Here is a 26,993-nt window from a genome sequence, read left to right as displayed (position 1 = left end):
GCTGATGGCACAGATTCCTCGACGTGACTGCGTGTTCGTCACGGGCCCGGTGTCGTGGACGTTCGTGTTCCCAGCGCGGGGAGCAGCTGAAGCTTCTCGTGACTCGGGCTGCCGGGAACTGCGGTGTAGACCAGAAGGAAATGGGACTGCAGCGGATCGACGAGCGTCTGGCAGGACAGTTCGAGGCGGCCGAGATCCGGGTGGACGAATCGCTTCGTCTCGGCCGGCCGCACTCCTACTTCGTGCCGCTCCCAGACGGTGCGGAATTCGTCGCTCTCCTGAAGCAGCGTCGCCGCGAGACGCGCAGCGCGCGAGTCGGGTCCGCGAAGAGTGGCGACCTCGCGTAGGCCGGACACCCATGTTCGGGTGAGGTGCGCGTGATCCTCGGGGGCGTACAGGTTCCTGCTCGCCGGGTCGGCGAACCACCGATACCCGATGCTGCGTGAGGGCCCGGTCCAGCCGGACTGATCACCGGTGAGCGCGACACCGAGTGCCGTCTGCCGCAGCGTCTCTCCCAACTCTGTGACGATCTCGGCGGGAGTGTCGTGCAGTCGGTCGAATATGCGCAGCAGGCCCGGACCGATGTGATCGCCGACGGCCCCGCGTGTCGGTGGGGTGTGGCCGGCGAGCCGGAACAAGTGGTCGCGTTCGGGTAGCGAGAGATGCAGTCCCTGTGCGATCGAGGCGACCATCTGTTCGGACGGTTGGGGTCCTCGCTCCCGCTCGATACGGGCGTAGTAGTCGGTCGACATGTGGCTCAGTGCCGCGACCTCTTCGCGCCTCAACCCGTCGGTCCGACGTCGCAGCCCTCGTGGAAGACCCACGTCCTCGGGTTGCAGTGCGCTGCGGCGACCCCGGAGAAACTGGGCCAGCCCTGCTCTGTCGATCTCCATTGCTTCTTCCTATCGCGTGGCGCGTGCGCCGACCAGGGTCTGTCGATCCCCCTCTCACGCGCAAGGGGTGCCCCGGCCATCGGGGGATCGACGAGTCCTGGTTGTCGGGGGAGAACCCCGGCACGGTGAGGTCACACGTCGTCGACACGACACCTCACACCCATCAGGAGCGACCCATGAGACACACCATCGACATCGCCGTCCCCGATCTCTCCGGTATCCGAGCTGTCGTCACCGGCGGCAGTGACGGCATCGGCCTCGGCCTCTCCCGTCGCCTCGCGGCAGCAGGGGCGGAGGTGGTCCTGCCCGTTCGCTCGCAGAGCAAGGGGGAGGCGGCAATCGACGCGATCAGGCAGGCTCATCCCAGCGCCGACGTCTCACTCCGGCGCCTCGATCTCTCGTCGCTCGACTCCGTGTCCGCACTCGCGGACACGCTGTCGTCGGAGGGCAGACCGATCGGCATCCTCGTGAACAATGCCGGCGTGATGACTCCACCGTCGCGACGGACGACGTCGGACGGATTCGAGCTGCAGTTCGGTACGAACCACCTCGGCCACGTCGCGCTCGTGAGCCGTCTGCTTCCCCTGCTGCGAGCAGGGCGCGCCCGCGTCGTCTCACAGATCAGCATTGCCGCGAACAGCGGATCGATCAACTGGGACGACCTGAACTGGGAACGGTCGTACGACGGAATGCGCGCCTACAGCCAGTCGAAGATCGCCTTCGGACTGTTCGGCCTCGAACTGGGACGGCTCAGCGCGCAGCGTGGCTGGGGTATCTCGAGTCATCTGTCGCACCCCGGAATCGCGCCGACAGGTCTGCTCGCCGCGCGACCCGAGCTCGACCGGACCTCGCAGACGACGAGCCGTCGCGTGATCGAGGCCCTGTCCCGTCGCGGATTACTGGTCGGCACCACCGAGACCGCTGCGCTGCCGGCTCTGTACGCGGCGACCGCCGTCGACGTGACGTCCGGAAGTTTCCACGGGCCGGCGGGACTCGGGCACCTCGGTGGGCGTCCCGGACCGCAGAAGCTGTACTCGCGGCTGCGCGATCGTGCGGAGGCGCGACGGGTCTGGGAACTGTCGACCGAGCTCGCCGGAGTCGGGTTCCCGGACTGACTACCGGGCGCCGGACCCTCACCACGCGTGGTGAGGAAGAGCACGCATCCCGATCGGCGATCGTGTGCGAATGTGTTTCATGGTTCATCGCACTCAACCGACGCCGCGCTCGTGTGACTTCCTCGAGGTGATGGGCACGTCCGACATCGAACCCTCGAGTCGGTTCCTGGTGTGGTTGATCGACGACCGCGACACCGTGGTGGTGCGGGCAGCGGCCGACGTGTCGTCGGCGGTGCGGACGGCTCGCGCGTACTGCGCAGCCTGGGGAGCACGGGTGCAGTACATCGAGGGTCCGGACGGCCGGATAGTCGACCGCGCGGACTGGGAACCATCGATGACCGGCCCCCATCCGTTGCCGTACGTGTACACGGTGGAACTGCGATCGCCGCGCGCGACGGGACGTGACGAACTGGTGTCGGCTCTGTGGACCAGTACCGACCTCGACGAGGCGCTGCGATGGCGTGACATGCTCCCCGACGACCTTCGGGGTCGCAGCCTGGTGGTCAGCAACGCACCCGACGGTCACTATCCGACCGCCCCCTGACACGAGTGCATTCGGCTCCGTCGGCGTTCGCACGGCCACGGAACGATCGACGTGCGATGCTGGACGGGTCATAAGCCGTGAATGTCGGGGTTTGTCGCTCGTGACGTGTGCCCGTGGTCGAACCGACCATCGACTCACAGACGCCGAACGGAGTGATGGTGACGATCCCCGCCCGTGTCCTCGCGGACGTTCGTGCATCCCGACGCTTCGCGCTGGCGCAGACCGCGCTCGCCAGGCTCAGTGGGCTCGCCGTCTCCGCCGACCTGGACGAGGTGTCCGCCGCAGCGACTTCCACCGCGGCGACCCTGGTGGGGGTGGCGTCCGCGGCGCTCGCTCGGCACGAGAGTCCGGAGGATCCGTTTCTGCGCATCGACGCGGTCACCCACGTGCTGCGCACCGATGTCGAGGTGCGGTCCGGCGCCGGCTCCCTGGCCGGATTCGCTCTGGCGCACGGTCGATTGACCGTCTGCTCGGACGGCGAGACAGAGACACGGTTCGACACGTCCACCATGTCGTCGGTCGGCTTTCGCAGCGGCGCCGCTGTGCCGATCACGACGAGCGCCGGGGTGTGGGGCGCGCTGATCGTGTTCGGGGCGGAACCCAATCTGTTCGACGACACGGACATCGCGTTTCTGTCGGCGGTGGCCGGAGTGTTCTCCGCAGCGCTCGAACGCGTCGACCTCTCGCGGCTTCTCCGGGAACAGACCGATCACGATCCACTCACGGGACTTCCGGACCGCACGCGGGCCTACTCGGCGGTGGGCGATGCGTTGACTCGTGCGCGTGCGCAGGGCGACGAGGTGGCGTTGCTCCTCCTCGACGTCGACGATTTCGCGATCATCAACGACAGCCTCGGACACGACACCGGGGACCGCGCGTTGGTCCGGTTCGCCGAGCGTCTCGTCGCCGCGGTCCGAACGCGGGACGCGGTGTATCGCTTCGGAGGTGACGAGTTTCTCGTCGTCTGCGGGGGCTTCGACGACGCCCGGAACGCCGAGGATCTCGCGTTCCGTGTCACCGCCGCGCTCGCCGCGCCGCCGTCCGCGGCCGATGCCCCCATTCCGATGAGTGCCTCGATAGGTATCGCGGTGTCCGAGCCCGGCGTCACGGTGCGGGAGTTGCTGCGGCGCGTCGATCTGGCGCTGCACCGCGCCAAGGACGGCGGCGGCGGAGCGCATGCCGTCTTCGACGCCGAGGACGATCACTACGACGCCGACCGCGTCCGCTCCCTGTCGGTCGACCTGCGGGCTGCCCTGGCCGAGGACGAGTTGACCCTCGCGTACCAACCCTTGGTGCACATCGCGACAGGGGAGGTGGTGTCCGTCGAAGCACTCGCACGCTGGAATCACCCGACGCTCGGGCAGATCGAGCCGTCCGAGTTCGTAGCGGTGGCCGAGCGCACCGGTCTGGCTGCGGTACTGGGGGATTGGGCGCTACGCACTGCGTGCCGCCAGGCGGCGACATGGCGCAGGGACTTCTCGATCACCGTGCGGGTCAACGTCAGCGCGCTCCAGTTGCGAGATCCGGCGTTCCCCGGCCGGGTCGCGTCGGTGCTCCGGGAGACCGGCCTACCGCCACAGGCCCTGGGGCTCGAGGTGACCGAGACGGTGTGGCTCGCCGACACCGGACGCGTCGCCCGGAACCTCAGCGCGGTGACCGAGATGGGCGTCGCGCTGCTCCTCGACGACGTCGGCGCCGGTCACAGCAGCCTGGCCTACCTCGAACGGTTTCCGGTGTTCGAGTGCTTCAAGATCGACAAGGGATACATCGACGCACTCGACACCCGGCGGGGCCGTGCGGTCGTCACCGCCATCGTCGCGTTGGCCAAGGCGTACGAGATGATCGTCGTGGGAGAAGGCGTCGAGACCCGCGCGCAACTCGATGCACTCGCCGAGACGGGATGCGATCTGGCGCAGGGGTTCCTGCTCGGCAGACCCGTCGACGCCGAGCGCACCACCGCCGTGCTGGAGCTCCGTGCGCCACGGGCGGAGACGGTTCACGAGGTGTGAACCGTTCACCTCAGTCGTGCTCTGTCTCCGCGTCGGAGCGAGGGCGCGACAGATGCAGATCGTCCTCGCGAACGAGCGCCGTGGCGATGACGCTGATCACCGACGTGCCGACGAGGAAGCCGCACGCGAGCCAGGGTGACCCGCTCGCCGCGGCGACCAGTGCGGTGAGAACGAGAGGCGTCACGCCCGAGGCGTAGATCCCGGAGAACTGGTAGACCACGGACAGGCCGGTGTAGCGGATCTCGGTCGGATACAGGCTCGCGTACAGCGTGCCCTGTGCTCCGTAGAAGGTGGCGTGGACGATGCCGAACACCAGGACCAGTCCGAGTCCGAAGAGCCACAGGCTGCCCGTGTCGAAGAGGGCGAACACGGGAAACACGGCCAGCCCGTAGGCCGCGATGCCGGTGATGTACACACGCTTGGCGCCCACCCTGTCCACGAGCACCCCGGACACCGGGATGAGCACCGCCATCACCACTGCCGCCACGGTGACCAAGAGCAGGACCGAGACCTTGTCGAACTTCAGTTGTGTCGTCGCGTAGGTGATGGCGAAGACACCCCACGTGTTGAAGGCGGCACCCTCGCCCCATCGCGACAGCAGTCCGAGGACGGTGCGTCGCGCATGGCGCCGTGCGAACACCTCCTTGATCGGTGCGCTCGATCGCTGCTGGAGTTCCGACACCTCGCGGAACGCCGGCGTCTCCTCCACCTTCAGGCGCACGACCAGACCGACGATCACCAGAACGAGACTGACGAGGAACGCGATGCGCCAGCCGTAGGAGAGGAATTGCTCTTCGTCGAAGATCACCTGCAGCAGGGCGAACATTCCGGTGCCCAACGCGAGGCCGAGCGCGAGACCCACCTGCGGGATGCTTCCGAACAATCCACGCCGACGCGCCGGGCTGTGCTCGACGGCCAGAAGCACGGCACCGGCCCACTCGCCGCCGAGAGCGAAACCCTGTGCGATGCGCAACAGCAACAACAGAATCGGAGCCAGCAGACCGACGTCCTCGGTCGTCGGCAGGACGCCCATCAGGGTGGTCGCCACACCCATGATCAGCATCGACAACGCCAGTGTCTTCTTGCGGCCGATACGGTCTCCGAAGTATCCGAAGACGACTCCACCGATGGGGCGCACCACGAATCCGACGGCGAAGGTGGCGAAAGACAGCATGGTGCCGACGAAGGACGACTGATCCGGGAAGAACAGGCGATTGAACACCACACTCGCCGCCGTGGCGTAGAGGAAGAAGTCGTACCACTCGACGGTGGTGCCGAGGAGGCTCGACGCCACGACCGTGCGAAGGCGCTTGCGCCGGTCGGCATCGGGTTCGAACGAGGCCGAGTCGGTGAGGGCAGTCATGTACTCCGACACTGGCGTACGAGCTGTCCCGCGGTCACCCGTTCTGCTCGAGCTGATCCGAACGTCTACAGGACATGGGCACCGTGGATGACTCTGACTTTCTATCGCATCGTGTGACTCGGCTGCACACATTCGTCCCGATCGTCGGGTCGGTCAGTACACCGTCCGGAAACCGCCTATCAGGGTGATGACGTTGCCGTCGGGATCGGTGATCGGCGCGAGTCGAACTCCGTTGGTGGCGTCCGTGGTGTCGCCGACGGCGAGTCCGCGGCCCGCGAGCTCGGTGGTGTGAGCGTCGAGGTCGTCGACGGCGAGGTTCGACCGCGTCCGGCCGGCCCGGTCGGCATCGAGGAACACCTGCATCCACGCCCCCGGCACGATCTGCCACTCGATCAGACCCGGCATGGGGTTGTTGTCGGGTTCGCGTCCCAGCAGGCGCGTGTACCACTCGCGTGCGACATCGATGTCGCGCACGGGTACGACGGTCAGTACGTGGTCGATCATGGGCTCGTCCTCTCGTCGGATGTCACTGATGTGGACCGGCGCGAGGTCGGGAACTCATCGACCACGCGACCGCTGTGCGTGATCCGGTGCAGCTGACCGTGCTGGACACGGTTCACTGCACCGGATCGTCCGCCACACGGGAGTTGTGAGGGGTGTGGCAGCAGGCTCGGCTCGCTATCGTGAGTGACTGGACCGGCACGGTCGATGACGATGGAGGCGAACCGGGGTGGCGGACGATTCGGACGTGGCGCAGGCGCGGGTGTTTCTCGCGGCGCTGGACGACGAGATCGCGACCGTATCGGTTCAACTCGAGGACGCGCGTCGGCTCGCCGCAGAAGCTCGGGCCAGGGGGGACGCGCCCACCGGTACGTGGCACGAGCAGCAGGCCGCGACACACAAGCGGACTCTGCGAGAGCTGCACCGGCAGACGCAAAATTTGCGCACCCGGTTCGCGCTGGCCTGAGATCCGAACTCTGGAACCTCCGCGAACGGGATCGACGCGATCCGGTGCGGTGGACTCGACGTCGTAGGGTCGACGTGTGAGGACACGACTCGGTGCTCTGGACCGTCGCACCCGCACAGCGCTCGGCGGCCCCGGGCTCGGGGTGGTCGCGCTTGCTGCGCTCGTCGTTCTCGGTGCCGTTATCCTCGTCCACGCGGTGGACCCGGATGGGTGGGTCGTGGCGGTAGTGCTGGCGCTCGTTGCGCTGGTCGTCAATCTCGGAGGGGCCCGCCGTTCACGCAGACGGTGACTCACCGAAGTGAGGTAAGCCTGCGCTAACATTCGGACATGTCGACCATGTCCGCCGGGCGCGCCGGCGCTCTCCTCGCTACCCTCGCTCTGGCTGTCGCCGGGTGTTCCACCGAGTCCGGGAGCAGTTCCGGTGGGGAAGAGTGGTCTCACACCACTGCCTTCGGCAACACCGTGTCGCTGGACGCACCGCCGGACACGGTGGTCGTCGACGCGTACTCGGCTGCCGCACTGTGGGACTACGGTGTTCGCCCTGCCGGGGTCTACGGCTACGGCATCACCAACGGGCTGGGTCTCGGTGACGCGGACCTCGATTCCATGACCGTCGTGGGTACGGATGCGGTGTTCGAGACGGAGGTGGCGGCGAATATGGGCGTCGACCTCGTCGTCGGCTTTTCCGCCGAGACCGATCCCACGTCCTGGATCTGGTGGGAGGCAGCGCAGGCCGAGCAGATCAACGTCGTCGCTCCCTTCCTGGGCATCGACCCGTCCTCGTCGCTCGACGGAACGCTGGATCAATACCGTTCGCTCGCAGCATCACTGGGCGCCGACGTGGACTCCCCGGAGATCGCATCCGACCGTGCGGACTACGACGCGGCGAAACAGCGGGTGCGCGATGCTGTGGCCGCGAATCCCGGCGTGACGGTGCTGCCCGTCGACGCGGCCGCCGACGCCGTGTACATCGGAACGGAACAGTTGTCGGTGCTGGGACTGCTCTCGGACCTCGGTGTGAGTCTCGCGGGTCCGGGATTCGACGGACCGTGGGCGACGGTGAGCTGGGAGAACGTTGCTCAGTACCCTGCCGACATCGTTCTCGAGTACCCCGCGAGCCGTGAGGTGCTGGACGCCTCACCCGTCTACGGTTCCATTCCTGCGGTCACCTCGGGCCATGTTCTGGACTGGGACGACAAGCGTCCCACCACCTATGCCGAGTACGCGGACTGGCTCGACCGCCTTGCGGACGCCGTCGACCGCACGAGCTCGTCGACCTGACGCCGACCGGGGGGTACTCCTGCATGGTCCAGGGGCCCCGTCCGGCGGCGGCTCAGGGTCGTCTCGTCGCCACCGCCGACTCGTTGATCGCACCCGCGGCCGGCCGACCGGCCAGTGCTGCGACGACGGACTCGGCGGCCGCGGTACCCGCATCGGTGCGCGCCTCGCGGGTCTGACCGGCCAGGTGTGAGGTGGCCACGACCGTGGGCATGGCCAGGAGCGGGTTGTCCGGGTTCGGTGGTTCGGTGGCGAAGACGTCGAGCGCCGCTCCCGCGATGGTGTGGTCGCGGAGCGCGTCGACGAGGGCATCCTCGTCGACCATCGATCCGCGGGCCGTGTTGACCAGGTAGGCAGAGGGTTTCATCTGGGCCAGTGCCGCGGCGTCGATGACGGGTGCGCCGCCGGCACGGGCGTGGAGGCTGACGAAATCGGACTCGCGGAGCAGAGTGGTTCTGTCGAGGTAGGTGACCTCGAGTGTGGGGTCGGGATGGCCGGTGGAGATCAGGACGGTCATGCCGAACGCGTGAGCGAGGTCCACGACGGCCCGTCCGCTCGGCCCGAGGCCGATGATGCCGAGAGTCGCGCCCCGTAGCTGTCGAGTGTCGTGGCGTGGCCACTCTCCGCGCCGCACGCCGTCGGTGGTCTCGCCGATCCGCCTCGCGCACATCAGGAGCAGAGCGAGGGTCATCTCGGCCACCGCATGGCGGTTGGCTCCGGGGGTGTTGCAGACGAGGACGCCGTGAGCGGTGGCGGCCTCGATGTCGATCGAGTCGTATCCGACTCCGCTGCGCGCGATCACGCTGAGGGACGGGGCCGCGCGCAGCATGGCGGCGGTGACGGGTTCGCTGGCGATGATGGCAGCGTCACTCGCGGCGAGGAGCGCGGCCATCTCACCGTCGGGGCGAGGCCCGACGGCGGGGGAGTGGAGGGTCTCGTGACCGTGCGCACGGAGCAAGGTGTCGACGTCGTCGCCGGGGTGGAGGTAGTCGGTGGTGATGAGGACAGTGGACACGGTGTTGCCTTCCTCGGGAACGGTCGTGGTGTCGTGCACTCGCGGCTACTGGTCGAAGTCCGCGGGCACGACGGACAGGTCGAGTCCCCAGATGTGCGGGAGGTAGAGGAACGTCGCAGCGACGAGGAGGACGAGTGCGGCGATGTTGAGCCAGAAACCGAGTCGCACCATGTCCATGATCGCGATCTTGCCGGTTCCGAACATCACCGCGTTCGGCGGTGTTCCCACGGGCAACATGAAAGCACAGTTCGCTGCCATCGCGGTGGGAATCATCAGAGCGTAGGGGTGGACTCCCAGTGCCACACCGAAAGCTGCCATCACCGGAAGGATCATGGTCGCCGTCGCGGCATTCGACGTGATCTCGGTGAGGAACAGGACGAGCGCGGCAGCCACGAGCACAGTCAGCACGATGTGAACTCCATCGAGGACCAGCAGGCGGTCGCCGACCCATTCCGACAGTCCTGACTCCACGAACCCTGCGGCGATGGCCAGACCGCCGCCGAAGAGAACCAGAATTCCCCACGGGATCTTCTTGGAGTCCTCCCATTCCAGAATTCGGCTCTGGTCACCGCGCCGAGTCGGCACCATGAACAACAGGATCGCTGCGACGACGGCGATCACTCCGTCGCTGATACCCGGCAGGAGGTCGTCCCAGATGAAGCCTCGGGTGATCCACATGAACGCGGTGCCGACGAAGATCGCCAGGACGATCTTCTCCTCGTAGCTGAGAACTCCGAGCTGTCGTCGTTCTTCCAGGATCACGTTCTTCCCACCGGGAAGCTCGGTGAACCCGAATCGATAGGTGACGAACGTCAGGTAGAACCACGCGAACGCCAGGAGTAGAACGACGATCGGCACTCCGAACAGCATCCACGAGCCGAAACTGATGGTCTGCCCGAACAGTTCGCCCGACACTGCGGCGAGTACGGCGAGCGGAGGAGTTCCGATGAGCGTGCCGAGCCCGCCGATCGTCGCGGCATACCCGATGCAGAAGACGATGCACTTCTCGAATTTCGGAATCTCGTCAACATGCTCGCCGTCGCGGAGCGCCTGCGCAGCCTGATAGGCCACAGCGAGACCGACTGGGATCATCATCATCGTGGCCGCGGTGTTGGAGACCCACATCGACAGGAACGCGGTGGCGATCATGAACCCGAGAATGATGCGCCGCGGGCTGGTTCCGATCATCGCCACGATGGTCAGCGCGATCCGCTTGTGGAGGTCCCATTTCTCCATGGCAATGGCCAAGGAGAAACCACCAAGGAACAGAAAGATGATGTCGTTCCCGTACGACGAGACGACGAGGTCGCCGTCCACCGCGCCGGTGAGAGGAAGCAGCACGACCGGGAGCAAGGACGTGACGGGAATCGGGATGGCTTCGGTGATCCACCAGGTACCGATCCACAGGGTTGCCGCGAGCACGGCCACGCCGTCGCGGGACAGACCTTCCGACTGGAAGAACAGCAGAGTCACTGCGAACAACAAAGGACCGAGAGCAAGGCCGACCAGCCGGGGAGTCGTGTAACCACCCGGTGGCCCGCTACGGGGCTGATCGTCCTCGTTCGGCGCCATGTCCGGTCGATACGTCGTTGTGGACGAGTTCCTGGTCGTACGGACGCCGACCGACTCGGATCTGGGCGAGCCTTTCCCGACGGAGTAGAGGACGAATCTCTTGATCTGCCGGTGTGATTCCCACAACTCGTCCCATACCCGGTGGACCGAATAGGCTGACATGACGTACCTTTCTCGAGGTTGCGAATGTTCGTGAGCTACGTGTGACGCGCCGGGGTCGTGACCCGGCGTCGAGTCGATCGTGCTGATGCTGTGTGCCCGGATCGCCGAACAGCACGTGCCGCACAGAGTCACGTTCGGTGACTGTCGATCTGCTTTGCAAGGGAGAGTCGCGCGCGGAGACACCTGTGCGGAACGCACTCGATGGTGCGCAGGGTGAAACTCCGGCAGTGCGGGACAGGGCCCAGCGACGGGGCTCGTCGTTCTGTGGAGTGGTTACCGGGCGCGAGGAACGGACTGCGCTACCCGCTGAGTATCGGTCCCGCGGGTAGCGCTTCCCCCTCCGTCATGCGTCGAGCCCTCGGGCTGTCACGACGTGGTCAGTGCAGCTCGCGCAGCACCTTGTAGAAGGCGGCCTTCTCCTCGAACCCGATGCCGGGGCTCTCGGTGAGTCCCACCTGGCTCCGTTCGACGACGGCGCCGTCGGCGAATCCGCCGGTGGGTTGGAACTCGCCGGGGTAGGACTCGTTGCCGCCCAGCTTGAGTGCGGCGGCGATGTGCAGGGAGAACTGGTGACCGCCGTGCGGGATGCACTGGCGGGAGGACCAGCCGTGGTCCTTCAGCATCGACTGGATGCGCAGGTACTCGGTCAGGCCGTAGCTCAGCGCGGGGTCGACCTGGATGATGTCGCGGTCCGGACGCATGCCGGCGTACCGCACGAGATTGCGGGCGTCCTGGAGGGAGAACAGATTCTCGCCGGTGGCGATGCGGCCCGAGTAGTTCTCGGAGAGAACAGCATTCAGGCGGTAGTCGAGGGGGTCACCGACCTCCTCGTACCAGAAGAGGCCGTAGGGCTCGATGGCCTTGCCGTACTCGAGGGCGGCCGCCAGGTCGAAACGACCGTTGACGTCGACTGCGAGACGTGAACCGTCACCGTCGAGCACCTCGAGGACTGCCTCGATGCGGCGCAGGTCCTCGGCGAGGTCGGCGCCGCCGATCTTCATCTTGACCACGTGATAACCCTGGTCGAGGAATCCGCGCATCTCGTCCTGTAGATCCGCGAGTGTCTTTCCGGGGGCGTAGTAGCCACCGGCGGCGTAGACGAACACGGAGTCGTCGGGTGCACCGTCACCGTGCTTGTCGGAGAGCCAGCGGTAGAGCGGCTTCTCGGCGATCTTCGATGCGAGGTCGAACAGTGCCATGTCCACCACACCGACGGCGACCGATCGCTCGCCGTGTCCGCCCGGCTTCTCGTTGCTCATCATGGCGTCCCACGCGATGGTGGGATCGAGTTCGCCCTCTGCGTCGAGGAGCGAGTCCGGCGTTGCGTCGAGCAGGCGCGGGATGATGCGGCGCCGCAGGATCTCGCCGGCGCTGTAGCGGCCGTTGGAATTGAAGCCGTACCCGACGACGGGCTCGCCGTCGCGCACCACGTCACTCACGATGGCGACGATGGAGCAGTCCATCTTGCTGAAATCGATCCAGGCATTGCGGATGGAGGAGCTGATCGGAACGGTGCCCTCGTGGACGGAGGTGATCTTCATGGTGGACCTCTCTTGTATCTTGTAAGTCTTATAAGATGTTTCCAAGCTATACTCGCCGTGACCGAGAGCACAACCCCCTGTCGAGAGGCGGACCATCGTGGCCGTTGCGCAGAATGTCTTCTCCAGCAAGGGAGACGTCGCCTACGCCCAGCTCCGCAGCTGGATCCTGCTGGGAACTCTGCCCGCGGGCTCGCGTCTGGCGCAGTACGAACTGGCCGACCGCCTGCAGATGAGCATCACCCCTCTACGGGAGGCGGTGCGGCGCCTGAGCAGTGAGGGGCTGATAGAACTCGACAGTCACAAGAACGTGCGCATCGCACCAATGTCGTCCACTCAGGCGCGACAGCTCTTCGAGGTGCGTCTGTCGCTCGACCCCACCGCTGTGGAACTGGCTGCACAGCGGCGCACCGAACGCGACATCGTCGACATGCGGGCCGCGGCGTCTCGACTGGTCCCGGTGACTCAGAAGTGGGGGGAGGAGGGGCTGATCGCGCACCGCGAGTTCCACCGCACCCTGTACCTCGCGTCCCACAACGACGTACTCATCCACCTGCTGGAAGACCTGTGGGACAAGTCCGACAGGTATCGGCGGGTGGGCCTGGAACTGCCACCGGGTGCGGAACCCCGCACCATCGATCTCGACGAGCACTTCCAGATCCTCGAACTCGTCGTCTCGGGTGACAGCCACGCGGCGGGAGAGCTGACACGCAAGCACATTCTGAACAGCCTCACCGCCGCAGCGATCGACGCGCTCGAAGGTGACGAGCTCACCCACCATCAGGACTCTGCCTGACGCCTCCGTCAGCGACTCCCACACACCGAAAGGTAGGCACCCCATGGGTTCCACTCATCGCATCGCCGTCATCCCCGGAGACGGAATCGGTAAGGAAGTAGTACCCGAGGGCATCAAGGTCCTCGAAGCAGCCGCGAAGGCATTCGACTTCACCCTCGACCACGAACAGTTCGACTACGCCAGTGCCGACTACTACACACGGCACGGAAAAATGATGCCCGACGGCTGGTTCGACGAACTCGTCGGATTCGACTCGATCTTCTTCGGTGCTGTCGGATGGCCCGACACCGTCCCCGATCACGTCTCCCTGTGGGGCAGCCTGCTGCAGTTCCGCCGGCACTTCGACCAGTACGTCAGTCTCCGCCCGGTCAAGCTGCTTCCGGGTGTCACCAGTCCGTTGGCCGGGCGCGAACCCGGTGACATCGACTTCTACGTCGTACGGGAGAACACGGAGGGCGAGTACTCGAGCGTCGGTGGCACGATCTTCGAGGGCACCGACAGGGAGACCGTTCTCCAGGAGACGGTGATGACCCGTGTGGGCGTCGACCGAATTCTGAAGTACGCCTTCGACCTCGCCCGGACCCGCCCGAAGAAGCACCTGACCTCCGCCACCAAGAGCAACGGGATCTCGATCTCGATGCCGTACTGGGACAAGCGGGTCGAGGCCATGGCCGCTCACTACGACGATGTGCGCGTGGACAAGTACCACATCGACATTCTCACCGCGAACTTCGTGCTCCACCCGGACTGGTTCGACGTCGTGGTCGGGAGCAACCTGTTCGGCGACATCCTCTCCGACCTCGGACCGGCGTGCACCGGCACCATCGGAATCGCGCCCAGCGGAAACATCAACCCGGAGCGGCGATTCCCCAGTCTGTTCGAGCCGGTGCACGGCTCCGCTCCCGACATCGCCGGCCGTGGCGTCGCCAACCCGATCGGTCAGATCTGGAGTGCGTCGATGATGCTCGAACACCTCGGTGAGAAGGATGCTGCCGCAGCGATTCTCACCGCCGTCGAAGAGGTCCTCGCACGCGGAGGCGACTCCCTCACGCCCGATATGGGTGGTACCGGCACGACTGGGAGCCTCGGCGACGCGATCGTCCGCTGCATGGGCTGAGGCCAGGTAGGGCCGAGCAGTCGAGTCGGCGCCCGATCACCCACTGCGCAAGGTCCGCTCGCCTCAGAACTGCCGGGCGGCGACGTCGGGGCGGTGGGAGGCGTCGAGAAGTTCACGGAGTCGGTCGGCGGGGACCGGCGCGCCGGGGTCGGCGAGGTAGTCGGCGGCGAGTGCGGCTTGATCGGCAGCGTAGATCGGCGTGTAGGCACCGGATTCGGGTTCGAAGCTCCAGGACTCGGCGAGGGTTCCGGCGTCGACGGTGTCGAAGCCGAGGGCGTTCACGATGGCCGCCACGCGTGCCTTGGCATCGGCGTCGTCCCCGGCGATCGGCAGTGCCGTGCGGGGTGTGGAGTTGGCCAGGTTCGGGATGTGGTGGAACAGGATGTTGTTGAACGCCTTGACGATTGTGGTGTCGGGTAGCAGTGCCTGCTCGTACTCGGCGGTGGTGCTGTCGAGGGAGTCGAGTTGTGCGATGCGTCCGTCACGATGTGGGTAGTAGTTGCCGGTGGAGAGGACGGTCTTTCCGGCGAAGGCGTCGACCGGGAGGTTCCCGTACGCTCCGAGCGGCACGGACAGCAGCGGGATGTCCCCGAACTCCGCGGCGTCGCGGACCGTGCCCGCCCGAGCGCCGGGTCCCAACTCGTCGATCAGGTCCGTCAGGGACTCCGGCCCTCGCGAATTCGCGATCAGGACCTCGTGGCCCGCGGCGACGGCGAGTCGGGCCACCGCGGATCCGATCGATCCGCTGCCGATGATTCCCAAGCGTGTCATGGCGCTGTCTCCTTCTGTCGATGTCGTCTCACGGTCGTGAAACGAGAGGTCGTCGATCACGTCTCGGCGGGTTCGCCGGTCGTGTCGCGGGTGCGTGTGGTGGTCTCCCACCCTCGGCGGGTGAGGGTGGCCAGTGCTGCGGCGGAGTCGCGGTCGGCCATCGCCGCACCTCGGACCCAACTCGTGGCGAGGCCGGCGAGGAACAGGTCGCGTGCTCGGACGTCGGAGCGTGCACTGCCTTCCCGCTGTGCGGCCTCGAGGAATTCTTCGGTCGTGGTGATGAAACCCTGACACGTCGTGGCGAGCGGGGACTGGTCCGTCGTCGTCGCGGCCCGCAGGGGTTCGGGTAGCCCGTCGAACGCGCTCGCCCAGTCGGTCAGTGCATCGAGCCACCCGTCGAGGGCGTCGGCCGCGGTCGTCGATCGGGTGCGGAGCTCGTCACGTCGGGAGACCAGTGCGTCGTCTCGTGCTGTGAGCAGTGCGGCGAGAAGTGCTTCCCTGCTGGGGAAGTGGCGGTACAGCGTGCCTGCTCCGACGCCGGCCTGCTTCGCGATCGCGTCGAGGGAACCGCTGACTCCGTGCTCGGAGAAGAACTGCTCGGCGACGCCGAGGATGTGGTCCCTGTTGCGGCGTGCGTCGGCTCGCGGGGCGCGAACCTTGCTGATCGCGTCGTCGGCCACGTCGGTCACCTCTCTGTTGACAAAGCGGGGAGTGTCTCCATATCTTGCTGAAGTGGAGACTACCTCCTCTTGTCGTCGATGTCGACAGCCGGTCGTCTCCCGATCGCGACCACACTGCTCTGCCACGGAAAGAGGACACGATGTCCGAACAGATGATCATCGGCATGCATCTGGGCAATGGGTACGGCAACCTGCCCGGCTCCTGGCGGGCACCTGGAGTCGATCCCACCAGCTATGCGAGCTTCGACGCGAAGGTGCGGCACGCGCAGGCGGCCGAGAGAGGAAAGCTGCAGTTCCTGTTCCTGCCCGACGGGCCGACCCATGTCGGCGACATCGAGAACGAGCCCCCGAACTTCAACCTGGACGTCATGGTCACCGTGGCGGCTGTCGCGCGCGAGACGAGCCGGATCGGCTTGGTGGCAACCGGTTCGACCACCTTCACCGAGCCGTTCACCCTCGCGAGGCAGTTCAAGGCGCTGGACGTCCTGAGTCACGGTAGGACGGGGTGGAACGCCGTCACCTCGAGCGGCGAGGACGTCGCGGCCAACTATGGCAGGTCACTGCCCTCCGGACCCGAGCGCTACGGGCGAGCACACGAGACAGTGCAGCTGGTGCAGTCGCTCTGGGGCAGCTGGGGAGAATCCGCCTGGGTGCACGACCAGGAGACCGGCCGCTTCGCGGATGCCGATCAGATCGCTCCGATCAACCTCGGTGGTGCCCATGTCGCCTCACGCGGTCCGCTGTACATCCCGCCGTCCGAGCAGGGACAACCGGTCATCTTCCATGCCGGTGGAAGCGCGAATTCTCTCGAGCTCGCCGGTCGTTTCGCCGACGCCGTCATCGGTGCCGCGTTCACCATCGAGGACGCACGTGCGCAGCGCGATGCGTTCCGACGCGCGGCCGAGCTGGCCGGGCGAGACCCCGATGAGATCCGGTTCTTCGCCGGTCTGATGACGTCGATCGCCGATACGCGGAGGGACGCCCTCGATCGTCGAATCCTGCTCAGCGGGCGGACTTTCCCGCAGCGCGCGGTCTACCTCGGACGCATGCTGGGACTGCACCTCGATCACACGCACCTCGACGAACCAGTGTCGGCCCAGCAGTTGTCCGCGGCCCGCCCGTCACCGGGCGACCCCCGATCGGTGCACGCTCTGGCGATCGCGCGTGAGGGCTGGACCGTCCGAGACGTGCTCGCGCACGGGGTCATCGACTACCACCCTGTCATCGTCGGTCCGGCCTCCGACGCCGCCGATCACATGCAGGAATGGTTCGAGGCGGGAGCAGTCGACGGCTTCTGGGTCTCCCCGGACGTCTACGACGGAGGGATCGACGCCCTCGTCGACGGAGTCGTCCCGGTCCTGCAGGACCGCGGCCTGTTCCACCGAGAGTACGAGGGGACCACCCTGCGCGACCACCTCGACGTCCCGGCGCTGTACGGACCCGATCCACGTGTGACAGGCCGTGCCGACGTCTGATCGTCACTCGCCGATCAGGCGCTGCACCTTCTCGCGAGTGTCGGTGCCCGCGACAGGAAGGTAGACGACGATGTTCACGTCCTTGTGATCGGTCGGCGCCAACTGGTGGTGCTCGAAGCGCAACTCTCCGACGACAGGGTGCCGGAAGACGCGCTCACGCGAGGCGAATCCCTCGATGTCGCGGTTGTCCCACCCGTCGGCGAACGTGTCACTCGTCGAGCGGAGCCGATCGACCAGGTCCGTGAAGGAGGGAGTGCCGAGGGCGGCGCCTCCGTCTGCCCGGAACTCTGCGAGGAAGCGTCTGCTGTCGGACTCCCAGTGCGGGAGCAACTCGCGCACGTACGGGTCGGTGAAGACCAGCCACAGAAGGTTTCGGTCCGCTGCCTCCACGGTCTCGATGCGGGGGAACAACGCACGGTACGCACGATTCCATCCGGCGATCGTCCACTCCGGACGGAGAGCGAACGCGGGGAAATCGGTGAGGGCATCGAGCAGACGTTGCACGGCCGGAGGCGTCGTCTCCGCGCTCGACGGGGTCGGCGTCGGCGGGTGTCCCGCGAGGTCGAGAACGTAATCGTGCTCGGCAGGCGTGAGGTGCAGCGTCGCGGCGACGGCATCGAGGACTTGGCGTGACGGGTGGATGTCCCGCCCTTGTTCGAGCCAGGTGTACCAGGTGACGCTGACATGGGACAGCGACGAGACGTCCTCTCTACGTAAGCCTGTCGACCGGCCCCGCGGAACGGGCGGCAACCCGAGCCGCGACCGTGGCAGTGCCGAGCGGCGGGCGCGCAGGAAAGCTCCCAGCTCACGGCGCGCGGCGAAGTCCCGGTCGGTGGTCACACGGCAACTCTACGATCGTCCACGCGTGAAGGTGGTGGTGGTGATACCAGTACCGGAGCTGTCTTCCTGCGGCGGCACTCGACCGGCATCGTCGTCCCCATGCCTGCACTTCGATCGAGAACCGTCACGCACGGACGCAACATGGCGGGGGCCCGCGCGCTACTACGCGCCGCGGGGGTGAACGGCGACGATTTCGGTAAGCCGATCATCGCCGTCGCGAACAGCTTCACCGAGTTCGTTCCCGGCCACACCCATCTCCAGCCGGTCGGCCGCATCGTCTCGGACGCGATCACCGCAGCCGGCGGCATTCCGCGCGAGTTCAACACGATCGCGGTCGACGACGGCATCGCGATGGGACACGGCGGGATGCTCTACTCGCTGCCCTCCCGCGATCTCATCGCCGACTCCGTCGAGTACATGGTGAACGCACACTGCGCGGACGCTCTCGTGTGCATCTCGAACTGCGACAAGATCACCCCCGGGATGCTCATGGCCGCACTGCGACTGAACATCCCGGTGGTGTTCGTCTCGGGCGGTCCGATGGAGGGTGGCACCGCAGTGCTCGTCGACGGCACCGTGCGAACCCGACTCACCCTGGTGTCCGCCATGTCCGATGCCGCCGCCGGTGACGTCTCGGACGAGGACCTGGAACGCGTGGAGGAGTCAGCGTGCCCCACGTGCGGGAGCTGCTCGGGCATGTTCACGGCAAACTCGATGAACTGCCTGACCGAAGCGCTGGGGCTCGCTCTGCCGGGCAACGGGACCACGCTCGCCACGCACACGGCGCGTCGGGACCTCTACGAGAATGCCGGGCGCACCGTGGTCGATCTGTGCCGTCGGTGGTACGACCACGACGACGAGTCGGTCCTTCCTCGGCAGATCGCCTCACGCGCTGCGTTCGACAACGCCATGGCCCTAGACATCGCGATGGGTGGATCGACGAACACGATCCTGCATCTCCTGGCCGCGGCACGCGAGGCTGAACTCGACTACAGCCTCGACGACATCGAAAAGCGTTCGCGGATGGTCCCATGTCTGTGCAAGGTGGCACCCAACGGGCACTACCTCGTCGAGGACGTGCACCGCGCCGGTGGAGTGCCCGCCATTCTCGGTGAGCTCCGCAGGGGCGGGCATCTGCACGATCACGTGCACACGGTGCATTCGGAGTCTCTCGCCGACTGGCTCGACCGGTGGGACGTCCGGTCCGGGTGTGCCGACGAGGCCGCGATCGAGTTGTTCCACGCCGCACCGGGATGCGTGCGTTCCGCCACGGCGTTCTCGCAGTCCGAGCGTTGGGAGACGTTGGATCTCGACTCCGCCGGCGGATGCATCCGCGATGTGGAGCACGCGTACTCGGCCGACGGCGGCCTGGCGGTTCTGCGCGGCAACCTTTCCGCCGACGGGTGTGTGGTGAAGACGGCGGGCGTCGACGACTCCATCCTCACCTTCACCGGCCCGGCCGTGGTCGTGGAGTCGCAGGAGGACGCATGTGACGCCATCCTGTCCGGACGGATCGTGGCCGGCGACGTGCTGGTCGTGCGGTACGAGGGTCCGCGCGGTGGGCCCGGAATGCAGGAGATGCTCTATCCGACAGCATTTCTCAAGGGTCGCGGCCTCGGGGCTTCGTGTGCGCTGATCACCGACGGCCGCTTCTCCGGCGGGACATCGGGTCTGTCGATCGGGCACGTGTCTCCGGAGGCGGCCGCGGGTGGCGTGATCGCTCTGGTCGAGGACGGGGACAGCATCACCATCGACATCCCGCACCGCTCGATCACACTGGACGTCGCCGACAGCGTGCTCGCGCAACGGCGTTCTGCCCTCGACGGCTTCCGGCCCCGCCACAGGCAGCGCGAGGTGAGCGTCGCTCTCCGTGCGTACGCCGCGCTCGCACTGTCCGCAGACAAGGGTGCGGTGCGCGACGTCGATTCGCTCCGGTGAGTCCCGTGGTTCGTCACCGCTCCGTTGCGTTGACCGCCGTCGCCAAGCCGTCGACGAGAGTCGGGAGGAAGTAGGGAATCGTCAGTGCCGTCGGGCCGATGGCGGCCCCGGCTTCCTGGCCGACGAATCCGGCGACGGCACCTGCCGCCACAGCGGGGATCTGCCGCGACACGTCGGATGACAGGAACTCCCGGAGTGCCGCGTCCGTGTCCACCTGTGTGAAGACGACAGAGGCATCGATTCGGGAGATCTCCTCGGACGACACCGCGGTCGAGAACGTGGAATCACCGGTCGCCAGTTCGGTGACGGACGGATCGGACGTGAATCCCAGGTTCTCGAGCAACTCGACGCGCGGGTCCGAGGGAAGCAGGAGGTAGTAGACGTCCTGCGCCTCGGACACGTAGGCGATGGTTCGGTCTCGGAACTCGGGGTGTCCTGCGCCGGCATCGACGACCTGCTGGTCCAGTTCTGACACGAGTTCCGTTGCCTCGACGCTCTTTCCGAGAACCTCACCGGTGACACCGATCGTGTCTCGCCACGGAGTCGACCAGAGCTCGGACGGCGGTGCGACCACGGGAATGCCGGCCGATGTGACCGCGTCGTACTCGCTCCGAGTGAGGCCGGAATGTGGTGCCAGCAGGACGTCGGGGTCGGCTGCGACGAGCTTCTCGACCGACAGGGGACCCAAAACGTCGTCCAGGAGAGCCGGTGCCTCACCGCCGTTCCGGGCGATCGACTCGGCGATCCACGGGTACGTCAGGTCGTCACCGCCGCCGTACGTGGTCGACGGCATGGCCACCGGCATCACCCCGAGAGCCAGCACGGCATCCGTGGCGCCGGCACCCCAGGTGGCCACGCGGGCGGGTGTCGAGTCGAGGACAGTCTCGCCGTACATGTGCCGCAACGTCTTCGGGAACGACGCATCGGCGGTCGTCGCCGAACCGGGGTCAGCGGGGTCCGACGAGCTGCAGCCGACGAGGTGCGCGGTCACCGCCACGGCGGCGATGAGAACTGTGATCGAGCGTCTCGTCCATCGTGGAACGCTGCCGGGAATACGCATCATGCCTTGATGCTAAGGGTAGGCTGCCCTTATAACGCAATCAACGAGGTCAGGTGCCGGTTCCCCGTCGCCCGACTGAATCGACGATGACCCGTGCCTGCGCCACCGACGAGCGCCCGTGAGAATCAGCGACCGCGCGCAGAAGTGCGGATGCGGCGGATACGGAAAGCTCGTGGCTGGCGGCCATCATCCCGATCGCCGTGTGCACCACGTCGGTGTCGGGGCCGGGCTGTGCACCGTTCTCGGCGGCGAAGTCGGTGGCGCACAGAGTGCCGAGAGAGTGCGCCAGTCGGCCGAGAGGGCCGTCGAGCTCCGTCGACCACCCTCGACCTCTCCAGGTGCGTCGGTGAAGTTGCAAGGTTCCCGACGGTCGGGCGCGGGGGCCCACAGGGAACACCCGTAGCCACCCGACGCCCAGGACGCTCAGGGCGCCGGTCACCTGCGGCCACCGCAGGCGATCGAGTGAATCCTCCACCGCGGCATCGTGGACCGCACCGTCGGCGAGAGCGTCGACGACCGGACCGAGCCCGATTGCCTGGAGTTCCCGTGCGACGCGGGCCGCCGTCGCGTCTGTCACGTGCGCGACATTCTGCACCGACCAGTCGCCGGGCGGGACCAGAACCAGGGCGGCGCCGTCGGCGCCCGTCAGATCGACACAGACATCCACGATGTCGGTGATGATCGACGTGCGAAGCCCGCCGTCGTGGTTCCCCGCGCTCACCATCGAGGGTGGTTGTCCCTTCTGGTTGCGCGAACGACTGCAACGCGCCCACTGGTCATGGTGAACGAGTGATACCCGGGCCGCCGCGACTCCACACACCGTCCGGCAACTCGTCGACGCCCGAGGTGGCGGCGGATCCGGCCGTAGCCACCGTCACCCTCTCGACGCGTCGTCGGGCACGTCGTCTGTCGTCGTCGGCGCGAACGGCCCTGACGGGCCGAAGGCGATGTCCGCGAAACGCTGTCCCATGACGGCGTGGGCGTCGGTGTCGGGATGCAGGTTGTCCGGAAGTGGTTGGCGCCGTTCGTCGTCCTCGCCGAAGAGCAGCAGTCCGTCGAGGTGGTGGAGGTTCGGGTCGTCCGATCGACTGTCGACGATCTGAGCGAGCGCGTCACGGATCACGCGAAGTGTCAGGCGTCCGAGCGCGATGTCGCCCTCCGTGCCCGTCGCGCGAAATCTCGCTGAGCCGGCGGCGAACGAGTCGGGATCGATCGCCCCGGGTCCCGGAGTGTTCTCGTGGATCGCGCAGTGGATCGGCGAGATCAGCAGCAGCGGTGTGGTCGGGTGCCCGTCGCGGACGGTGTCGAGGAACCCGTGAACTGCGGGAACGAACGAACGAAGGCGCATAGCATCGAGGTTGACGACGTTGATGCCCAGCTTGATGCTGATGACGTCCGCGGGGGAGTCCCGCACGACGCGAGCCATGAACGGATCGACGAAGGCGCTGCCCCCGAAACCCAGGTTGCGCAGCCGAACGCCGGCACGACGGGCCGCGACGACAGGCCAGATGCGCGTAGGGCTCGCGGCGTTGGATCCCTGGCTGATCGAGCTGCCGTGGTGCAGCCACCTCGGTCCGCTCGTCGGCGCCGGGTGCAGAACGGCATCAGCGGACAGCGAGACCAGATCCACCTGTTCGTTGTGGGGGAGCCAGATCTCGACCGTCTTCCCCCCGGCCGGCAGATCGGTGAGGGTGATGCGTTCCGTCGTTCCCGGGTGGACCGTGCTCGTCCCGGTGGTCGGATCGATCTCGACGGTGTCACCGCCCGAGAGCACGTGCGACTGAAGCACCGAGTCGTTCACCACCACGTCGACGGCGCCCCGGTCGCGCATCACACCCCGGTAGGTCATGCGCGTGGTGTGGACCTCGAGGACCATCTGGACGGCGGTCGTGCGCGCGGCGATACGCACTCCGGACGGTTGCGCCTCCATCATCGCGAGCTGCGGATCCGCGTCGCGTTGACGGACTGCGCGGGGGAGACGGTGCGGGCGTACCCCGCGTTCGACCTGCTCGAGCTCGGCTGCACCGAGAACGAGGTCGTCGGTGAGCAGTGCGGCGATCATACTTTCCGAGACTACCTAACGGTGTTCAGGACGACCGCGGCGCTCTCGCTCACCGCGGCGTCCTCGTACGGTGCCGAGGCGTCGTTCTTCCGTGTCAGCACCGTCAGTACCAGCGGGGGACGGCCGGGTGGTGTGACGACGGCGATGTCGTTCCGCACGGCCCCGGCGCCACCCGACTTGTCGGCCACCGTCCATCCGCTCGGCGCCCCCGCGCGGACGAGTGCGTCGCCCGTGGCGTTCCCGCTCATCCACTCGGCCAGGGTCGCTGCGTCGGAATCGGTCGACGAGCCGGCACCCCGCAGTGCGGCCAGACTCGTCGTGAACGCGTCGGCGGTGGTGGTGTTTCCGGTGCTGTCGGGTCCGACCGTGTTGAGGCCCGGCTCCACGTCGACGATGTCCGTGACATCGTCGCCGAGTCGGGACAGAGCCGCATCGAGCTCTGCGGGACCGCCGATTTGGTCGAACACGAGGTTGGTCGCCGTGTTGTCGCTCTCCCGCACGGCCGCTTCCGCCGACTCGGCCGCCGTGAGTCCGGTGTCCAGACGTGCCGTGGTCACCGGTGAATATCCCGCGCGCTCGATGTCGGCCGCGGTCCACCTCACGAGGTCGTCCCGAGCGTCCTCAGGGGTTCGTCGCAGGAACTCGGCTGCCAGGAACACCTTCACTGTCGAAGCGAAACCGAAACGTTCGGCTCCGCGATAGCTGATCGTCTCGCCGGTCCCGGTGTTCAGGAGGCTGACACCCACCGTCACGTCGTAGCGCTCCTCGACAGCCTGCAGTCCGGTCGAGACGTCGTCGCGCTCTGCTCGACTCGACGTGGGAGCCGGCGAGACGGGCACACCGCCCGACGGAGCGCACGCGGTGAGGGCCAGGGCGACGACAGCGAGCGCGACGCGCGGTCGGGCCGCCGTGTGCAGGAGTGCTCGTCTCGTCACGCGAGTGCGAGGAACAGCTTCTCGAGTTCCGCCTCGGTCATGGGTTCCTTGTTGTCGGCGGTGGCACCGGTCATACATTCGCGCAGGCCGGTGGCGACGATCTTGAACCCTGCCCTGTCGAGCGCGCGCGAGACGGCGGCGAGCTGGGTGACGACCTCCTTGCAGTCGCGGCCGTTCTCGATCATCGAGATGACCCCGGTGAGTTGGCCGTTGGCGCGCCGGAGTCGGTTGAGTACCAGTGCGATGCTGTCGTCGTCGCCGACCATGATGAACTCCTGTCAGAACTGCCGTGAGCTTCCGATGGTACCCCCGGGGGCATCAGAGTCTCAGTGTCCGGGTGCCGGTTTGTCGGCGAGCGTGGCGATGGCAGCGCGGAGCTTGGTCGCTGCGTCGTGGGCGACGTCGCCGAGCGCCGGCACCCCGGTCGACTGGACCATGATGTCGGGGTTCATGGCGTCGACGATGATCACGTCGGCGTTGTCCGGGTCCTCGCGGACGACGACGTTGCAGGGGAGCAGCAGGCCGATCTGTCGCATGACGCCGACGGCGCGGTGGGCCAGGGGCGGGTTGCACGCGCCGAGAATCAGGTAGCGCTCCATGTCCTCACCGAGCTTGGCTTTCAGGGTGGCCTGCATGTCGATCTCGGTGAGCACGCCGAAACCCTGCTCTGCCAGGGCGTCTCGGGTGCGCTGGACGGCGGTGTCGAAGTCGGTGTCGGTCAGGGTGGTGGTCAGAGCGATGGTCACGAGTGTCGTCCTTCGGTCGGGGGTGTCAGTGGGAGAAGCTGATGGACGGGAGGGCCTTGCGGAGCCAGGCCGGTGACCACCAGGCGGCGGAGCCGGTCAGTCGGAGCAGGACGGGCAGCAGGATCAACCGAATCAGGATGGCGTCGAGAAGCACGGCGACGCCGAGGATGATGCCCATCTCCTTCGGCGGGAGCGGGTCGGCGAGGGCGAAGGTGAAGAACACCGCCACCATCACCGCGGCCGCGGCGAAGATGACCCGCCCGGAGTGGGCGAGACCGTCGATCATCGCCGTCGTCGCGTCGCCGGTGCGCTCGACGTGCTCCTTGGCGGTGGCGAGGAGGAACACGGTGTAGTCCATGGCGATGGCGAAGATCATCGCGAAGAAGAACACCGGTCCCCAGCCGTTCAGGAAGCCCTGCGGAGTGAAGCCGAGCAGCGAGGCGCTGTGCCCGTCCTGGAAGATCAGCTTCGCGACGCCGAACGCGGCGGCGGTGGAGAGCAGGCTGACCGCGGTGCCCAGGAACGCGATCAAGGGTGCTTGCAGTGCGACGAGGAGCAGCACGAACCCGAGGATCAGGATGATCGTGACGACGAGCGGCAGGGAGCCGTTCAGGGCCTGCTGCAGGTCGAGGTTCTCCGCGGGGGCGCCGCCGACCAGCGCCGACTCCGGGAGCTCGCCGCGCAGGTCGGCGAGGATGGTGCCCATCGACTCGTCGGAGGGGTCGACCGCCGGAATCGCTTGCAGGAGTGCGTAGCCGGAGCCGTCGGCGGCGGGTTGCGGTGGGGTGACCATGGCGATGCCGGACACCTGCGCCGCGGCGGCGGCCGTGTCTGCGGAGTCGGTGTCAGAGACGACGATCTGCAGTGCGCCGGGGGCTCCGTCGCCGAACTGCTGCTGGACGAGGGCGTAGCCCTGCCGCACGGGCGCGTCCTCGGGGACGACGGAGATCGACGGCATCGCGACCTTCAGGCCGAGAACAGGCAGCGCCAGTGCGACGAGGACGCCGATCGAGGCGAGCGCGAACGGCCACGGGTGCTTGTGCAGGAGAGCGCCCCACGCGGCGAACACCGACGAGCGGTGCTGCTGACGCTTGGCGTAGGGAAGGGACGCGGCATCGACCTTCGGTCCGAGCGCGCCGAGGGCGGCGGGGAGCAGGGTGAGGGTGGCGAGCAGGACGAAGGTGACGGCGAGCATGATCCCGACGGCCATGGTCCGCACCGCGGGGGCGGGGACGATCAGCACGGCGGACAAGCTGACGAGGACGGTGAGTCCGGACAGGACCACGGCTTTGCCGGCGGTGTCCATGGTCTCGGCGACGGCCGCGCGGGGATCGCGGGAGCGCAGGGCGTCGCGGAAGCGGGCGACGAGGAACAGTGCGTAGTCGATGCCGAGTGCGAGGGCGAACATCATGGCGAAGTTCATGGCCCACACCGAGATCGGGGTGATCTCGTTCAGCAGGACCAGCCCGCCGGCGGAGGCGACGAGACCGGCGATGGTCAAGAGCAGCGGGAGTCCGGCGGCGACGAGCGAGCCGAACGCGAGAACCATGATGGCGAGGGTGACGGGCCAGGAGATGAGTTCGGCCTGGATCATCGCGTCGTGGTTGGCCTTGTCGAAGTCCGACCACAGCGCCGACGCGCCGGTGGGGTAGACCTCGACACCGTCGCCGGAGAGTGCGGTGAGCTGGTCCTTGACGTCGTCGACGGCGGTGACCATCTCGTCGGTGGTGCCGTCGGCGCCGGCGATCAGGATGCCGGTGCGCCCATCGGGGCTGATCGTCATCCCCGGCTGCGGGGGCACGATCTCACCGAAACGCGGGTCGGCGTTCAGGATGTCGGTCGCGCCGGTGAGAGCGGCAGTCGCTTCCGGGTCCGTCAGCGCACCGGAGTCGCTGTGGACGACGACCTGCACCGCGGCGGAGGAGTTGCCGCCGAAGTGTTCCTCGGCGAGCTCGCGGACCTGCACCGATTCCGATCCGTTCGCCTGCCACCCGGCGCCGGCGAGGGACGAGAACACCGACGGTGCAGCGGATCCGAGGGCGATCAGCAGAATCAGCCAGGTGCCGAAGACCCAGCGGCGGCGGGTGACCATGGCTGCGCCCCACCGGCCGAGGCGG

Annotated in this window: 25 protein-coding genes; 9 read left to right on the top strand and 16 right to left on the bottom strand. The window is 67.2% G+C overall.

The features are described from left to right. Positions 1–38: 38 nt before the first annotated feature. The gene (locus OG947_RS06630) at positions 39–893 is read right to left on the bottom strand and encodes a helix-turn-helix transcriptional regulator (protein WP_328813406.1); all 855 of its coding nucleotides are present in this window, start codon (positions 891–893) and stop codon (positions 39–41) included. 176 nt (positions 894–1,069) lie between these two features. Between OG947_RS06630 and OG947_RS06625 the strand changes: the two genes are divergently transcribed. From OG947_RS06625 to OG947_RS06615, 3 genes are all read left to right on the top strand, one after another. Next, a complete protein-coding gene (locus OG947_RS06625) occupies positions 1,070–2,008 on the top strand; it encodes an SDR family oxidoreductase (RefSeq protein ID WP_328813405.1) in 939 nt (312 codons plus the stop codon). Positions 2,009–2,087: 79 nt separating this feature from the next. Continuing rightward, the gene (locus tag OG947_RS06620; RefSeq protein WP_027504413.1) at positions 2,088–2,552 is read left to right on the top strand and encodes a hypothetical protein; all 465 of its coding nucleotides are present in this window, start codon (positions 2,088–2,090) and stop codon (positions 2,550–2,552) included. Positions 2,553–2,665: 113 nt separating this feature from the next. After that, complete coding sequence (locus OG947_RS06615; RefSeq protein ID WP_328813404.1) at positions 2,666–4,561, top strand: putative bifunctional diguanylate cyclase/phosphodiesterase; 1,896 nt, start codon at positions 2,666–2,668, stop codon at positions 4,559–4,561. 10 nt (positions 4,562–4,571) lie between these two features. Here OG947_RS06615 and OG947_RS06610 read toward each other — a convergent pair whose 3' ends face one another. Together OG947_RS06610 and OG947_RS06605 are read right to left on the bottom strand one after the other, a co-directional pair. After that, positions 4,572–5,924 carry an MFS transporter gene (locus OG947_RS06610; RefSeq protein WP_328813403.1) on the bottom strand — a complete coding sequence of 451 codons (1,353 nt, stop codon included), beginning with the start codon at positions 5,922–5,924 and terminating at the stop codon, positions 4,572–4,574. A gap of 153 nt (positions 5,925–6,077) precedes the next feature. Continuing rightward, entirely contained in the window at positions 6,078–6,428 is a 351-nt protein-coding gene (locus OG947_RS06605; protein ID WP_222646528.1) for a VOC family protein, read from the bottom strand. Positions 6,429–6,654: 226 nt separating this feature from the next. Between OG947_RS06605 and OG947_RS06600 the strand changes: the two genes are divergently transcribed. After that, positions 6,655–6,891: a hypothetical protein gene (locus OG947_RS06600; RefSeq protein ID WP_222639806.1), complete on the top strand. Its 237-nt coding sequence runs from the start codon at positions 6,655–6,657 to the stop codon at positions 6,889–6,891. Between the two features lie 327 nt (positions 6,892–7,218). Further along, positions 7,219–8,172 carry an ABC transporter substrate-binding protein gene (locus OG947_RS06595; RefSeq protein ID WP_328813402.1) on the top strand — a complete coding sequence of 318 codons (954 nt, stop codon included), beginning with the start codon at positions 7,219–7,221 and terminating at the stop codon, positions 8,170–8,172. Between the two features lie 52 nt (positions 8,173–8,224). Here OG947_RS06595 and OG947_RS06590 read toward each other — a convergent pair whose 3' ends face one another. The 3 genes from OG947_RS06590 to OG947_RS06580 all read right to left on the bottom strand — a co-directional run bounded on the left by OG947_RS06590 (position 8,225) and on the right by OG947_RS06580 (position 12,459). Further along, the gene (locus OG947_RS06590) at positions 8,225–9,223 is read right to left on the bottom strand and encodes a phosphoglycerate dehydrogenase (protein WP_328813401.1); all 999 of its coding nucleotides are present in this window, start codon (positions 9,221–9,223) and stop codon (positions 8,225–8,227) included. Positions 9,224–9,229: 6 nt separating this feature from the next. Next, positions 9,230–10,756: an SLC13 family permease gene (locus tag OG947_RS06585; protein ID WP_328813400.1), complete on the bottom strand. Its 1,527-nt coding sequence runs from the start codon at positions 10,754–10,756 to the stop codon at positions 9,230–9,232. A gap of 539 nt (positions 10,757–11,295) precedes the next feature. Further along, the gene (locus OG947_RS06580) at positions 11,296–12,459 is read right to left on the bottom strand and encodes a mandelate racemase/muconate lactonizing enzyme family protein (protein ID WP_328813399.1); all 1,164 of its coding nucleotides are present in this window, start codon (positions 12,457–12,459) and stop codon (positions 11,296–11,298) included. A gap of 97 nt (positions 12,460–12,556) precedes the next feature. On the opposite strand from OG947_RS06580, the gene OG947_RS06575 reads away from it, so the two are divergent. After that, positions 12,557–13,252: a GntR family transcriptional regulator gene (locus OG947_RS06575; protein WP_328813398.1), complete on the top strand. Its 696-nt coding sequence runs from the start codon at positions 12,557–12,559 to the stop codon at positions 13,250–13,252. Positions 13,253–13,295: 43 nt separating this feature from the next. Further along, a complete protein-coding gene (locus tag OG947_RS06570) occupies positions 13,296–14,369 on the top strand; it encodes a tartrate dehydrogenase (protein ID WP_328810362.1) in 1,074 nt (357 codons plus the stop codon). 63 nt (positions 14,370–14,432) lie between these two features. Here the strand turns inward: OG947_RS06570 and OG947_RS06565 are convergent, their stop codons facing one another. Together OG947_RS06565 and OG947_RS06560 are read right to left on the bottom strand one after the other, a co-directional pair. After that, a complete protein-coding gene (locus OG947_RS06565; protein ID WP_328813397.1) occupies positions 14,433–15,140 on the bottom strand; it encodes an NADPH-dependent F420 reductase in 708 nt (235 codons plus the stop codon). Positions 15,141–15,196: 56 nt separating this feature from the next. Continuing rightward, complete coding sequence (locus tag OG947_RS06560; protein WP_328813396.1) at positions 15,197–15,820, bottom strand: TetR/AcrR family transcriptional regulator; 624 nt, start codon at positions 15,818–15,820, stop codon at positions 15,197–15,199. A gap of 140 nt (positions 15,821–15,960) precedes the next feature. Between OG947_RS06560 and OG947_RS06555 the strand changes: the two genes are divergently transcribed. Then, positions 15,961–17,295, top strand: coding sequence for an NtaA/DmoA family FMN-dependent monooxygenase (locus tag OG947_RS06555; RefSeq protein ID WP_328813395.1), 1,335 nt, complete (start codon positions 15,961–15,963; stop codon positions 17,293–17,295). A gap of 3 nt (positions 17,296–17,298) precedes the next feature. Here OG947_RS06555 and OG947_RS06550 read toward each other — a convergent pair whose 3' ends face one another. Then, a complete protein-coding gene (locus tag OG947_RS06550; RefSeq protein ID WP_051613009.1) occupies positions 17,299–18,135 on the bottom strand; it encodes a helix-turn-helix transcriptional regulator in 837 nt (278 codons plus the stop codon). Positions 18,136–18,234: 99 nt separating this feature from the next. Between OG947_RS06550 and ilvD the strand changes: the two genes are divergently transcribed. Further along, a complete protein-coding gene (gene ilvD, locus OG947_RS06545; protein ID WP_285189779.1) occupies positions 18,235–20,073 on the top strand; it encodes a dihydroxy-acid dehydratase in 1,839 nt (612 codons plus the stop codon). 13 nt (positions 20,074–20,086) lie between these two features. Here the strand turns inward: ilvD and OG947_RS06540 are convergent, their stop codons facing one another. From OG947_RS06540 to OG947_RS06510, 7 genes are all read right to left on the bottom strand, one after another. Beyond that, positions 20,087–21,136: an ABC transporter substrate-binding protein gene (locus OG947_RS06540; RefSeq protein WP_328813394.1), complete on the bottom strand. Its 1,050-nt coding sequence runs from the start codon at positions 21,134–21,136 to the stop codon at positions 20,087–20,089. Positions 21,137–21,182: 46 nt separating this feature from the next. Then, entirely contained in the window at positions 21,183–21,857 is a 675-nt protein-coding gene (locus OG947_RS06535; RefSeq protein WP_328813393.1) for a hypothetical protein, read from the bottom strand. Between the two features lie 150 nt (positions 21,858–22,007). Further along, on the bottom strand, positions 22,008–23,195 hold the full coding sequence (locus OG947_RS06530) for an SGNH/GDSL hydrolase family protein (protein ID WP_328813392.1): 1,188 nt from the start codon (positions 23,193–23,195) through the stop codon (positions 22,008–22,010). Positions 23,196–23,206: 11 nt separating this feature from the next. Next, entirely contained in the window at positions 23,207–24,130 is a 924-nt protein-coding gene (bla, locus tag OG947_RS06525) for a class A beta-lactamase (protein WP_328813391.1), read from the bottom strand. Beyond that, a complete protein-coding gene (locus OG947_RS06520; protein ID WP_027504397.1) occupies positions 24,127–24,396 on the bottom strand; it encodes a metal-sensitive transcriptional regulator in 270 nt (89 codons plus the stop codon). The genes bla and OG947_RS06520 overlap by 4 nt, the downstream gene beginning before the upstream one ends. Before the next feature lie 60 nt (positions 24,397–24,456). Then, positions 24,457–24,876, bottom strand: coding sequence for a DUF302 domain-containing protein (locus OG947_RS06515; RefSeq protein WP_328813390.1), 420 nt, complete (start codon positions 24,874–24,876; stop codon positions 24,457–24,459). 25 nt (positions 24,877–24,901) lie between these two features. Further along, positions 24,902–26,968, bottom strand: coding sequence for an MMPL family transporter (locus tag OG947_RS06510; RefSeq protein ID WP_328813983.1), 2,067 nt, complete (start codon positions 26,966–26,968; stop codon positions 24,902–24,904). Positions 26,969–26,993 lie beyond the last annotated feature (25 nt).

It is taken from the genome of Rhodococcus sp. NBC_00297, assembly GCF_036173065.1.
GTDB lineage: Bacteria > Actinomycetota > Actinomycetes > Mycobacteriales > Mycobacteriaceae > Rhodococcoides.
The sequence above is the reverse complement of the archived record's forward strand: the minus strand, read 5'-3'. Positions and strand labels throughout refer to the sequence as shown.